At 69.2% G+C, this 12,656-nt stretch carries 11 protein-coding genes; 3 read left to right on the top strand and 8 right to left on the bottom strand.

Annotated features, from left to right (window positions below):
- Window positions 1-73: 73 nt before the first annotated feature.
- From B5D37_RS05025 to B5D37_RS05010, 4 genes are all read right to left on the bottom strand, one after another.
- Window positions 74-1,237: an RNA polymerase sigma factor gene (locus tag B5D37_RS05025; RefSeq protein ID WP_078757612.1), complete on the bottom strand. Its 1,164-nt coding sequence runs from the start codon at window positions 1,235-1,237 to the stop codon at window positions 74-76.
- Between the two features lie 67 nt (window positions 1,238-1,304).
- On the bottom strand, window positions 1,305-2,141 hold the full coding sequence (locus tag B5D37_RS05020; RefSeq protein ID WP_078757611.1) for a hypothetical protein: 837 nt from the start codon (window positions 2,139-2,141) through the stop codon (window positions 1,305-1,307).
- Window positions 2,142-2,147: 6 nt separating this feature from the next.
- Window positions 2,148-3,044, bottom strand: a complete 897-nt coding sequence (gene tesB, locus B5D37_RS05015) for an acyl-CoA thioesterase II (RefSeq protein WP_078757610.1) — start codon at window positions 3,042-3,044, stop codon at window positions 2,148-2,150.
- 30 nt (window positions 3,045-3,074) lie between these two features.
- Window positions 3,075-3,695: an N-acetylmuramoyl-L-alanine amidase gene (locus tag B5D37_RS05010; RefSeq protein ID WP_078757609.1), complete on the bottom strand. Its 621-nt coding sequence runs from the start codon at window positions 3,693-3,695 to the stop codon at window positions 3,075-3,077.
- Window positions 3,696-3,737: 42 nt separating this feature from the next.
- On the opposite strand from B5D37_RS05010, the gene B5D37_RS05005 reads away from it, so the two are divergent.
- From B5D37_RS05005 to B5D37_RS04995, 3 genes are all read left to right on the top strand, one after another.
- Window positions 3,738-4,277: an alpha/beta family hydrolase gene (locus B5D37_RS05005; RefSeq protein WP_078757608.1), complete on the top strand. Its 540-nt coding sequence runs from the start codon at window positions 3,738-3,740 to the stop codon at window positions 4,275-4,277.
- Complete coding sequence (rlmKL, locus tag B5D37_RS05000; RefSeq protein WP_078757607.1) at window positions 4,274-6,427, top strand: bifunctional 23S rRNA (guanine(2069)-N(7))-methyltransferase RlmK/23S rRNA (guanine(2445)-N(2))-methyltransferase RlmL; 2,154 nt, start codon at window positions 4,274-4,276, stop codon at window positions 6,425-6,427. Before B5D37_RS05005 ends, rlmKL begins: the two co-directional genes overlap by 4 nt.
- Before the next feature lie 105 nt (window positions 6,428-6,532).
- Window positions 6,533-7,399: a pirin family protein gene (locus tag B5D37_RS04995; RefSeq protein WP_078757606.1), complete on the top strand. Its 867-nt coding sequence runs from the start codon at window positions 6,533-6,535 to the stop codon at window positions 7,397-7,399.
- Between the two features lie 89 nt (window positions 7,400-7,488).
- On the opposite strand, the gene B5D37_RS04990 is transcribed toward B5D37_RS04995, so the two are convergent.
- The 4 genes from B5D37_RS04990 to mfd form a co-directional block, all read right to left on the bottom strand.
- Window positions 7,489-7,959 (bottom strand): hypothetical protein, encoded by a 471-nt coding sequence (locus B5D37_RS04990; RefSeq protein WP_078757605.1) that lies wholly within the window; start codon window positions 7,957-7,959, stop codon window positions 7,489-7,491.
- 126 nt (window positions 7,960-8,085) lie between these two features.
- On the bottom strand, window positions 8,086-8,463 hold the full coding sequence (locus tag B5D37_RS04985) for a hypothetical protein (RefSeq protein WP_143814152.1): 378 nt from the start codon (window positions 8,461-8,463) through the stop codon (window positions 8,086-8,088).
- Window positions 8,464-8,557: 94 nt separating this feature from the next.
- Complete coding sequence (locus B5D37_RS04980) at window positions 8,558-9,079, bottom strand: phosphoglycerate mutase family protein (RefSeq protein ID WP_078757603.1); 522 nt, start codon at window positions 9,077-9,079, stop codon at window positions 8,558-8,560.
- Between the two features lie 63 nt (window positions 9,080-9,142).
- Entirely contained in the window at window positions 9,143-12,616 is a 3,474-nt protein-coding gene (gene mfd, locus B5D37_RS04975) for a transcription-repair coupling factor (RefSeq protein WP_078757602.1), read from the bottom strand.
- Between the last annotated feature and the right edge of the window lie 40 nt (window positions 12,617-12,656).

The raw sequence follows: 12,656 nt of genomic DNA, 5'->3' as shown, positions 1-12,656 counted from the left end.
AGCAAGATCGGGTGGAACCGCTTGGCCCGTGCCGCAGTCTCCGCGGCACGGGTCTTCTTTTTTTGCCCCGCCGTCAAAGGCGTCCGGAACTGATCAACCCCGCCAACAGTCCGCTGATGGCGGCGATGAAACCCAGAGTCGCGCCGATCCTGCAGGTCCACCTCTCCTTCCGCCTGCGCGCCGCGGCCGCGGCGGGATCCCGCCTGGCCTCCATGGCGTGGCGCCTTGCCATTACGCGTGGCTGCACCACGAGGGCCTGGTAGAACACCACGCCCATGAAAGCGAGCGTGGCAAGCAAGGGCCACTCCCAGTCCTGGTCATACCGGCTGATGAACACCAGGGCGACGACGAATGCGACGGACGCGAGCGCGGACACGACTGCACTGCGCACAAGGGCCAGCCGTTCCGCATCGTCGAGCGCACCCTTGAGCTGGCTGCGCAGGCCCAACCAGATGCCGGCGAAGCCGCCGACCAGCGCGAAGCCGATGCTGCCTGCCGCACCCAGCAACACCTGTCCGAATGTCTTTGCGCCGGCCGTGGCTGCCGCAGCCGTGAGAATGCCGGATGCAGCTGCGGGTGGGCTGGCGACCGCAACCGCCGTGGCCACCATCGAAGCGAATGCGGCCGATGGCGCCGACCCGCGTGCGAACTCGCCGAAGCGATCCAGCAGGGCCGCGCGGACCGAGGCCCGGGCGCGGGACAACCGCTTTCGCACCGCCTCGTCCGACAATCCCAGCAGGACCGCAACCTGCCGGCTGCTCTGGCCTTCGCGGTAGTACAGCAGCAGTGTTTCGCGACTGTCCTCGGGCAGGGCGGAAATCAGCTCTCTGGCCACTGCGTTCCGTTCCTCGTCCAGCGCCCGTTGCGCAGGGCAGGGATCGGGATCGGCCGCCATTGCGATGGCTGCATCGGCGTCCTGGATGGTCCTGGGGGAGCGTCCGCGGGCGCGCAGGTGGTCGCGCGCGAGGTTCCGGGTGATCTGCCGCAGCCACGGCAGGAAGCTGGAAGGGTTCTGCAGGCGCCTGAGGTTCTGCCAGGCACTGAGGAAGGCCTCCTGCGCAATGTCCTCGCTGGCTGGTACGTCGCGCACGATGGCCAGGGCGATGGCGGTAACGGAGTTCTGGCACGCTGCGACGATCCGGCCGTAGGCCGCGCTGTCTCCGGAGGCCGCAGCAGGCAGCTGGGCTTCGATCAAGCTGTCGAGGGGTCGGGGCGGGGCGATGGAATCGGAAAGCATGGCGTGTCCTCCTTTTGCTCCAGGGACGCCCAGCCGCCCGAAACGTGACCGCGAACCCCTCGCGCGCTCAGAACCCCATCAAACCGCGGCTTTCGACGTGCTTCACCACGTCCACGACCTGCCACTCGCCTTCGATGCGGGCCACCTCCAGGGTCTTGTAGCTGGCCCACGACCGGTGGTGGTAGGCGCTGACTTCGACCGTGCCGCGGTCGGGAGCGGTAGGCCGGAAGGCATGCACGTCGACGATGGTGGCTTCACTACCCGAAGCGCGATGGAAGCTGCCGCGGGCTTCGTCGGCGACTTCGACGCACCAGGTCGCCGGGACCAGGAGTGCCTCCTGGCGCGGCAGCGTCTCGATCAAATGCTCGCTCGCATCGCCGCCGTCGATGCCCAGGCAGGCGACGGGGGTGTCGATGACCACGACGTCACTGGCGAAGACCGCGCGGGCGACCGGCGGCAAGGTGGCGGCGGTGCTGCCGTCGAAGGGCGGCGACGCCAGTTGCGGCTCCGGGTCCACGCGGTTGAGGGTGTGGATGCCGGCCAGTACCACCGCCAAGGCGATCAGGGCCAGCAGGCCGAGCTTGATGCGCAGCAGGCGCCGGTTGGCCGGCGTGCGCGCGGCCGTGCCGTCCAACGGCGCACGGAAGCTGTAGCCTTCGCCGGGCCGGGTGGAGTCGATCAACCCGGCTTCCCGGAGCAGCTCGCGCGCCGGCAACTGCTGCTCGGACCGGACCACCCAGACCTCGGACTCGGGTGCAGTCGGATCGGAATAGCTGAAGGTGCCGCGACGGTTGCCCCGGTAGGAGCGTCCGTTGGTGATGCGCACCTCGATCCCGGCCTTGCGCAACAGCTCGGCCACACCCTCCGCGTTTTCCAGCCGTCGGCTGCTGAAGACCTTGCGCACGACAGGTCAGCCCTTTGCGGGGACGTGGGACGCCGAGCCGGCATCCCCGACCACGCGGATCAGCCCCTCCTGGGCCGTGCTGGCGACGAGTCGGCCTTGCCGGTCGTAGATCTGGCCGCGTGCAAGGCCGCGGGAGTCCTGCGCGCTCGGTGCGTCGATCGAGTACAGCAGCCACTCGTCCGCGCGGAACGGACGGTGGAACCACAGTGCGTGGTCGAGCGAGGCCATCTGCACGTTCGGCTGGTAGTAGCTGATGCCGTGCGGGAACGTGGCGGTACCGAGCAGGTGGAAATCCGAGGCATAGGCGAGCAGGGCGCGGTGGAGTTCCGGCGCATCGCCCACCCGTTCGTTGAGACGGAACCAGACCTGCTGGTAGGGCGGACGCTTGGGCGGATTGAGCTCATCGCGCGGATACACGTGGCGGAACTCGAACGGCCCCTGTCGCGACAACCAGCGCTGGACCTTGATCGGTAACGTCGACAGCACCTTCTGCGGCACCGCCGGGGCGGGCTCGATGTCCTCCGGCATCGGGACCTGGGGCATCGACAGCTGGTGCTCGGCGCCGCCCTCGTCCTGCTGGAACGAGGCCGCCATGAAGAAGATCACCTGCCCGTGCTGGATCGCCGTCACCCTGCGCACGGAGAAGCTGCCGCCGTCGCGGGTGCGGTCGATCTGGTAGACGATCGGCGCGTCGATGTCGCCGGCGCGCAGGAAGTAGGCATGCAGCGAATGGGCGGTGCGGCCTTCCTTCAGCGTCGCCTGGCTGGCCGACAGTGCCTGGCCCAGCACCTGTCCGCCGAACACATACTTGGTGCCGATGTCGCGGCTCTGCCCGCGGAAGAGGTTGTCCTCCAGGCGCTCGAGCGACAGCAGGTCGATCAGCTCTGATACGGGGGGGGTCATGCAGGGCCAGCCGGTGGGGATAGCGGGCAATTATAGCGGCGGGGGCACGGCTTCCCGGGCTTCGCCGGCCAGGCGTTCCAGCCCGGTTGCCCGGAGAACCTGCGCCCACGGGAACAACGGGCCGGGGTCGCGCTTGCGGGCCACGTTCAGCGAAGGATCGTCGCTGGCCGGCACCTGTTCCGTGTCCAGGTCCTCGTGGCCCGCGATATGGCGCAGAGACGGGAGGGTTCGCCGCAGATGCAAGGCAAGGTCGACCAGCGCCTGTACCTGGACGGGCGGGTAGGCCTCGTCCATCGCCTGGTGCCGGGCGTGCAGCCAGTCCGGATAGCGGCCGGTGTTCACCAGCTCGATTCCGATGGAGCGGGGGTTGTAGCCGCGCACGTGGTGGGCGATGCGTCCGGGCTCGACGTACTGCAGCACCGAGCCGTCGCGGTCGATGTAGAAGTGCCCGCTGTTGCCGGTTCCCGAGGGGTGCAGCACGCGCTCGCCGTACTCGCGGGCCATGGCCAGGTCCGGCAGCTCCGTACAGTGCACCACCACCAGATCGATGGCCGCCAGCGGGCGCGCCTCGAGCAGCGCCTCGTAGGGCAGGGGCTGGATCCGGATGCTTGGCGCAGCGGCCGGTACAGGCGGCGTGGGGTCGGGCGGCATCCGCCGATGCTAGCATCGCGTCCCGAGCTTTCCGGATTGACCATGAGCGGCCACTGCATCCTCTCCCACGGCTTCGAGAGCGGCCCCGACGCGACCAAGGTCACCGCACTGGCCGAGGCGGCCGGGCAACTCGGCTGGACCTGCGAGCGTCCCGACTACACCGATCTCGACGCCCGCCGCGAAGTCAGCGACCTGGGCGACGTGCCGGCACGCCTGGAGCGCCTGCTGGCGATCGCCTCCAAAGCGGCGGCCCGCGGGCCACTGGTGCTCGCCGGATCCAGCCTTGGAGCCTACGTCTCCGGGCTGGCCTCGCTCCAGGTGCCTGTCGCCGGGCTGTTCCTGATGGCGCCACCGATCCGGATGGGCACCGCGCACCCGTTGCAGGCGGCGCACGTGCCCATCAGCATCGTGCACGGCTGGGACGACGAACTCATTGGCGCGCCCGAAGTGGTGGAGTGGGCGAGCGCGCGACGGGCCCGGCTGTTGCTGGTGGATGATTCGCACCGCCTCTCGGGCCATGTCCGTGCCAGCGCCGCCGCCTTCTCCGAGCTGTTGCAGCGGGTTGCCGGAGCCACGGCATGAAGTTCTTCGCCAGTTGCGGCAAGGGGCTCGAATACCTGCTTGCCGAGGAGCTGGTCGCGCTCGGCTGCACCCGGGCCACCGCAGCGATGGCCGGGGCCAACGTCGAGGGCAGCCTGCTCGATGCCCAACGGGCGGTGCTGTGGTCGCGGCTGGCGAGCCGCATATTGTGGCCGATCACCGAATTCGAATGCCCGGACGAGCAGGCGCTGTACGCCGGCGTGGCGGCGGTGCCCTGGCCGGAGCACCTGGCGCCGGGCGATACCATTTCCGTCGACGCGCACGTGTCCGGCGACGCCCTGACCCATGCCCGGTTCGCCGCGCAGCGGGTCAAGGACGCCGTGGTGGACGTGATGCGCGACGCCACCGGCGAGCGCCCCGACGTCGATGTCGAGCATCCGGACCTGCGCCTGAACCTCGTGGTGCGCAAGGGGCGGGCGATCATCTCGATCGACCTCGGCGGCGGGCCCCTGCACCGGCGCGGCTGGCGACAGCAGCAGGGCGAGGCCCCGCTGAAGGAGAACATCGCCGCTGCGGTGTTGATGCGCGGCGGCTGGCCCCGGATCTATGCGGAGGGTGGCGGCCTGCTGGATCCCATGTGCGGTAGCGGCACGCTGCTGATCGAAGGCGCGCTGATGGCCGCGGACGTTGCGCCTGGACTGCTGCGCCACGGCAGCTTCCTGCCCAGCCGGTGGAAGGGCTTCGACGTGGCAGGCTGGGAAGCGCTGTGCGACGACGCCCGCAAGCGCGAGCTGGTCGGCCGCGAAGCGCTACGCCCGGTGTTCTACGGGCGCGACAGCGATCCCCACGCGACCCGCGCTGCGCGCGACAACGAGGTCATGGCAGGCCTGGCCGGCCTGATCGACCTGCAGGTGGCAGCAATCGAGGCATTGGCCGCCGGTGATATCCGACTGGAGACGGGGCTGGTGGTCTGCAACCCGCCCTACGACGTCCGGCTGGCCGCCGACCCGGCGTTGTATCGCGAACTCGGCACTGCGCTGAAGCGCGCCGTGCCGGCTTGGCGTGCCAGCCTGCTGTGCGGCGATACCGAGCTGGCACACGCCACCGGCCTGCGCGCGCGCAAGAAGTACCAGGTGTTCAACGGCGCGATCGAGTGCACCCTGATCGTCGCCGACCCGGTGGCGCCGCCGGCGCGCGAAGGCGCCGAGGGCGAGCCGGCGCAAGCGGCGCTGGGTGAAGGCGCGCAAATGGTGGCCAACCGCCTGCGCAAGAACCTGCGCAAGCTGAAGGCGTGGCGCCAGCGCGAAGGCGTGACCTGCTTCCGTGCCTACGACGCCGACCTGCCGGAGTACTCGGCGGCGATCGACGTCTACCAGACCGATGAGGTCCATCCCCGCATTTTCCTGCACGTGCAGGAGTACGCCGCGCCGGCCGACATCCCGGAGCCGGTGCAGCGCCGACGGCTCAACGAGTTGATGGCCGCTGCGCGCGAGGTGTTCGGCGTTCCTCGTGAACAGGTGGCCCTGAAGACGCGCATGCGCGGCAAGGGCGGTTCGAAGTACGGCCGGTTCGACCAGCGCGGCGAGTTCATCACCGTTTCCGAGGGTGACGCGCGCCTGCGGGTGAACCTGTTCGATTACCTGGACACCGGCCTGTTCCTCGACCACCGGCCGATGCGCCTGCGCATCGCGGCGGAAGCCGAGGACACGCGCTTCCTCAACCTGTTCGGCTATACCGGCGCCGCCACCGTGCATGCCGCGGTGGGGCGGGCGCGTGCAACGACCACGGTCGACCTCTCGGGGACCTACCTGCAGTGGTGCGCGGACAACCTGGAGGCCAACGGCATTTCCGGTGCCCGCCACCGCCTGGTGCAGGCCGATGCCATGGCCTGGCTGGAGGCCGACGGGGGCGAGTACGACCTGGTGTTCTGCGATCCACCGACCTTCTCCAACTCCAAGCGCGCCGGAGACTTCGATATCCAGGCCGAACACGTGCGGCTGCTTCGGGCGGCGGTGGCGAGGCTGGCGCGCGACGGCGTGCTGTACTTCTCCAACAACTTCCGCCGCTTCAAGCTGGACGAGGCGGCGATTTCGGAATTCGCGGAGTGCGAGGAGATCTCGGCCGAAACGATCCCGCCGGACTTTGCCAGGGATGCCCGGATCCATCGTTGCTGGAAGCTGCGGCGACGCTGACGCCGGGGCTTTCGCTGCACTGCTGGAACGCAGGTTTGCAGGCGCGGCCCTGTGCAAGGGGCGCGGCGGCCACCAGATCCTGTCCATCGAACGCAGGAGGTCCCCATGTCCCATAGCACCAGCGATACCCACGAGGTCCGGATCGATCGCATCGTCAGCGGGCAGGCCGCGTCCGACGGCGCAGGCGTGCGGCTGATCCGGGTGATCGGCGGCGCGTCGCTGCCCGACCTGGATCCGTTCCTGCTGCTTGATGAATTCGGCACCGACCGGCCCGAGGACTACCTGGCCGGATTTCCCGACCATCCGCACCGCGGGTTCGAGACCGTCACCTACATGCTGGATGGCCGCATGCGGCATCGGGACAACCATGGCAACGAGGGTGTGCTGGTGCCCGGCAGCGTCCAGTGGATGACGGCCGGCCGTGGCCTGGTCCACTCGGAGATGCCGGAGCAACTGGAGGGCCGGATGCGCGGCTTCCAGTTGTGGGTCAACCTCCCGGCCAGCGAAAAGATGTGCGAGCCGCGCTACCAGGAGTTTTCCCCCGCAAGCATCCCGAGCGTAAGGGTCTCGGACGGGGTGGAGATCAAGGTCATCGCGGGCCGTGTCGGCGAGGCGCAAGGCCCCATCAGCCAGCCCGCCACCCGGCCGGTCTACCTGGACGTGTCGATGGCGGCCGGTGCCGCCTGGGAACATGAGCTGCCGGAAGGGCACAACGCCTTCGCGTATGTCTTCGAAGGGTCCGTGCAGGTGGGCGCGGATAGCGTCGGCGCCCGGGAGCTGGCCACGCGGCAACTGGGTGTATTGGACGGTGGACGGCGATTGGCGGTCCGCGCTGGCGCCAGCGGAGCGCGATTGATCCTGGTGGCGGGGCGCCCGCTGCGGGAGCCGGTGGCGCGCCACGGGCCATTCGTCATGAACACCCGCGAAGAACTCATGCAGGCTTTCGAAGACCTCAGGGCCGGCAGGTTCTGAAGGTTCTGAAATGAGCAGGGGAAGGCCTTGGCCTTCCCCTGCAATCGATCGGTTCTGCCTGCAGGATCAATGACGCCCGCCGGCGTCCGCTACTGCCCCGCGGCGATCTGGGTTTCCAGCAACGGAGAAGCGCCGAAGCGCAGGTCGCGGGTGATCCCGAACACCTGTTGCAACTGGTCGCCCGACTGGGCCTGCAGCCACACATGGGCCACGCGGCCGTCGTCGAGTTCGATCAGCGTTTCGCGGGCTTCGATGTCGGGATTGTTCGCCAGCTCCGCGCGATACCAGAGCACTTCCTGGCCCGCCACGCTGCCTTCTTCTTCGCGGTTCCGGCGGTTGGGTTCGAACGGCGAGTCCGCCGCGATGTAGAGCCCGAAGGCTTCGCTGCCGTCTTCGCGCAATGCCCGACAGATGTCGGCATCCCCGGTGCTGAGGTGTTCCCAGCTCAGGCCGGCGTCGGCCGGCAGGCGTGGACAGGCGCTCTGGTCCTGTACGTCTTGCGAATGCGCCGCCCCGGCCGCCAACAGCAGGAACGGCAGGCATAGTGCCGTCTTTCTCATCGGTATTCCCCCTGGTGCGCAGCCGGAAACCGATCCGGCCACGCTCCGACAATAGTGCAGTTCGGGGGCGTTGACAAATCCCGCGGATTCATGTTCCGAACCGAATCCGCTGGGGCCCGATGGATCTCAGCGATCGAGGCGGACCCGTGCCGCCGGTGCGTCGCCAAACTCCAGCGAAATCAACTCCAGGCGCCACCCGGCTCCGCTCGCGGTGGGCGCGTCGGGCGTGATGACATCCACGGTGGTGGGGGGGCCGCCCTGGGGCGTGAGCTCGAAACGGACCTCGGCCTCCCCGGCGCGGATGCACTTGGCCCCGGGCGGGCAGCGTGAATCCGACATCACCCCGACATAGCGAAGTGCGGTGTCGTCAGCGAGGCCGACCCGTTCGCCCGGTTGCAGCGTGTATTCGCCACCCGGCGCACCGGCGGCTGGATCCTCGCCGCCGCTGGCGCAGCCCGGCGCCGTCATGGCAAGCAAGGTGGCAACTAGCAGGGATCGGCTCATCGGGCGGCTCCTTCGGAATGGTCGGGATCGGGTTTCGACCGTAGTGCCCGGGGCGTGACCGCCAGGTGCGCACGCGGCCTGGGCCGGTCAGGCTTCAGTGTCCGAGGGAGAGCCTTGGCGCTCCGTCGCTACCAGGGGAAATGGTCAGCGTCCGCCCGTATTCCTGCTCGTCCATGGGCGGTACCTCGCATTCGCAGAGCGCGGACGCGATGGCGGGTGCGGTGTTGCTGTGCCCGACCACCAGTACCGTCCCGGCCCGGTGGGCCGACCGCAGGCGTGCCGCAAGGTCCACGGCGGGCTCGGCGGGGTCGTAGGTCGTTACCGGCAGTCCGTGCAAGCGCGCGGTGGGCTCGGCGGTGCGGGTGGTGCGGTGCAGGTGGGTCGAGTACACGGCCACCACTGGGGCATCGGCAAGCGACGCGGCCAGCCGGCGCGCCCGTTCCTCACCTGCACCGGTCAGCGGCGGATCCTTGGAGCCGTCGTCGGCCTTCTCCGCGTGGCGGACCACCACGAAGGTGGCACCCGCCGGTTCGGCAACCGGAGAGGTCGAGCAAGCCGACATCACCGTGAGCGTCGTTGCGATGAGCAGGCGGTGCAGCATCCGTGGCGGGTTCATCGGCAGCCCCAACTTGGTGGAGCGCCGATGATGCTCGGCCCGCCGCAATGTGTCGACCGCCGATCAGCCCTTGGCAAGCATTGCCAGAAGGCCGCGGGCAGCGGCGAGGCGGGCAGCCGCGTCGGGCAGCTCCAGCTTCAGGCGGAGCCGGTCCGGCCCGTCCATCTGGTAGAGCTTGGGCTGCCCCTGGATCAGCTTGATGATCGACATCGGGTCCACGTTCGGTTTCTCGATGAACTCCACGCGGCCGCCGGTGGGCCCGAGATCGATCTTGCGGATGCCCAGGCGGGTGGACTCCAGCTTGAGCTCCGCGATCGCGAACAGGTGCTTGGCGGCGTCCGGCAACAGGCCGAAGCGGTCGATCATTTCCACCTGCAGCTCGCGCAGCTGGTCGGCATCGCGCGCGCCGGAGATGCGCTTGTACAGCGTCAGCCGCGTGTGCACGTCGGGCAGGTAATCGTCCGGGATCAGCGCGGGCACGTGCAGCTCGACCTCGGCGCCACGTTCTTCGGCGGCGTCTGCATCGGGCAGCTTGCCCTGGCGGATGCTGCGCACCGCGCGCTCGAGCAGCTCGGTGTAGAGGCTGAAGCCGACCTCGGTCATCTGGCCGCTCTGGTCCTCGCCCAGCAGCTCGCCGGCGCCGCGGATCTCCAGGTCATGGGTGGCCAGGGTGAAGCCGGCGCCGAGTTCGTCCATCGCCTCGATGGCGTCCAGGCGCTTGCGGGCGTCGGCGGTGATGCTGCGCTTGTCGGGGACCACCAGGTACGCATACGCGCGGTGGTGGCTGCGACCGACGCGGCCTCGCAGCTGGTGCAACTGCGCCAGCCCGAACCTGTCGGCACGATTGATGATGATGGTGTTGGCGTTCGGGATGTCGATGCCCGACTCGATGATCGTGGTACTGAGCAGGACGTTGAAGCGCTGCTTGTGGAAGTCGAGCATCACCCGCTCGAGCTCGCGTTCGGGCATCTGCCCGTGGGCGACGCCGATGCGCGCTTCCGGCACCAGCTCGGACAGCTCGCGCTCCATTCGGCCGATGCTCTCGACGTCGTTGTGCAGGAAGTACACCTGGCCGCCACGCGAGAGCTCGCGCTGGAAGGCCTCGCGCAGTTGCGCATCGTCCCAGGGCACGACGAAGGTCTGCACTGCCAGGCGGTGGGCGGGCGGGGTGGCGATGATCGAAAGGTCGCGCAGCCCGGCCATTGCCATGTTGAGCGTGCGCGGGATCGGGGTGGCGGTGAGGGTCAGCAGGTGCACGTTCGCGCGCAGGGCCTTGAGCGCTTCCTTCTGGCGCACGCCGAATCGCTGCTCCTCGTCGACGATCACCAGGCCGAGGTCCTTGAAACGCACGTCCTTCTGCAGCAGCCGGTGGGTGCCGACGATGACGTCGATGGTGCCCTCGGCGGCCTTCTCCAGCTCGGCCTTGATCTCCTTGGTGCTCTTGAACCGCGACAGCACCTCGACCTTGAGCGGCCAGTCGGCGAAGCGGTCGCGCATGGTGCGGTAGTGCTGCTCGGCCAGCAGCGTGGTCGGCACCAGCACCGCGACCTGCTTGCCGGCCACCGCCGTGGCGAATGCGGCGCGCACGGCCACCTCGGTCTTGCCGAAGCCGACGTCGCCGCAGACCACCCGGTCCATCGGCTGGCTGGACTGCAGGTCGCGCAGCACCGCCTCGATGGCGGCGTGCTGGTCGGGCGTTTCCTCGAACGGGAAGGCGGCGGCGAACGGCTCGTACATCGACCGGTCGACATCCACCGCCAGCCCGGCCCGCGCCTGGCGCTTGGCCTGGATCTCCAGCAGTTCGGCGGCGACGTCGCGCACCTTCTCGGCGGCCTTGCGCTTGGCCTTGGTCCATTGCTCGCCACCCAGCGAATGCAGCGGCGCGGTCTCCGGCGAGGCGCCGGAGTAGCGGTTGATGAGGTGCAACTGGCCGACCGGCACGTACAGGCGGTCGCCCTTGGCGTATTCGATCTCGAGGAATTCGTTCTTCTCGCCGCCGGCCTCCAGCACCACCAGGCCGCGGTAGCGACCGACGCCGTGGTCCTCGTGCACGATCGGCGCGCCTTCGGACAGCTCGCCCAGCTCACGGATGATGCTCTCGGGCTCGCGCCCGGCCCGGCGCCTGCGACGCGGTTGGCTGGCGCGCTCCGGGAACAACTGGCGCTCGGTGAGGATGGTGACCCGTGGCTGGTCGAGCGCGAATCCGTCGTCCAGTGGAGCGACGGCCAGGGCGAAGGCGGGGGCATCGGGGGCGAAGGCGAAGCTCGGCCAGTCGGCAACGATAGCGGGTTGCAGGCCTGCCGCCTGCAGTATCTCCAGCAGGGCTTCGCGTCGGCCCGCGGAGTCCGCCGCGAACAGGACGCGGCCCGGGTAGTGCTCCAGGAACGACTTGAGCTCCTGCGCCGGTACCTGGTCACGTGCGGCGATCGGCAGCGACGGTGCCGGCTGGCTGGCCAGTACCTCGGCACGTTCGCGCTGCGGATGCCCTTCGCCGCACACCTCCACCCGAACGCCCTGGTTCAGCCGTTCGCGCAGGGACGCCGGGGACAGGTACAGCGCCTCGGGAGACAGCAGGGGGCGTTCGAGGTCATGCCGGCGCTGCTCGTAGCGGTCGCCGGTGTGGGTCCAGAAGTGCTCGGCCGCCTCGAACACGCCCTCGCCAAGGATCGGCAAGGTGTCCGTCGCGAGATAGTCGAACAGGGTCGAGGTGTCCTCGAAGAACAGCGGCAGGTAGTACTCGATGCCGGAAGGCGCGATGCCCGACTTCAGGTCCTGGTAGAGCGAGCTGCGACGGATGTCGAGGTCGAAGCGCTCGCGCAATGCATCCAGCGCCCGCTTAAGCGATGCCTCGTCCAGCGGGACTTCGCGCCCGGGGAGCAGGTGGACTTCCTGGAGCTTGTCCGAAGAGCGCTGCGTCTCAGGGTCGAAGCCACGGATGGTGTCGATCTCGTCGTCGAGCAGTTCGACCCGGAACGGCTGTTCCGCGCCCATCGGAAAGACATCCAGCAGGCCACCTCGGACCGCGAAGTCGCCGGGGTCGAGCACCTGTGGCACGTTGCGGTAGCCGGCCGACTCCAGCCGCCGCTTCTCCGCTTCCAGGTCCAGCCGCTGTCCCACGCGCACGTCGAAGCTCCCTCCGACGACGTGGCGCAGGGGTGCCAGGCGCTGCAACAGCGTCTGCACCGGTACCACGACGATGCCGCGCCCGAGCGCCGGCAACCGGTGCAGGGCGGCGAGCCGCTGGCTGACGATGTCGGGGTGGGGGCTGAAGTGGTCGTAGGGGAGCGTCTCCCAATCGGGAAACGGCAGCACCGGCAGGCCAGTCGCGCCGCCCGCGCCGATCAGCGTGCGCAGGTCGGATTCAAGCTGGTGGGCGGCGTGGTTGGCCTTCGCGATCGCGAGCACGGGCCCGGCGTGGTGGGCAGCGGCGCCGGCAACGTGGAAGGCGAGTGCGGAGGGCGAGGCGGGCGCACGCCACCAGGCGCGCTGCTGGCCGGCCTTTGGCAGCGGCGGGGAGGGGAAGGTGGGGGATGGCATGGAACCGCGATTTTAGCAGGCGAAGGTGGGAGGTCGCCGG

Source organism: Lysobacter spongiicola DSM 21749, assembly GCF_900167055.1.
Lineage (GTDB): Bacteria > Pseudomonadota > Gammaproteobacteria > Xanthomonadales > Xanthomonadaceae > Novilysobacter > Novilysobacter spongiicola.
This window is presented reverse-complemented; position numbering and strand designations above follow the sequence as displayed.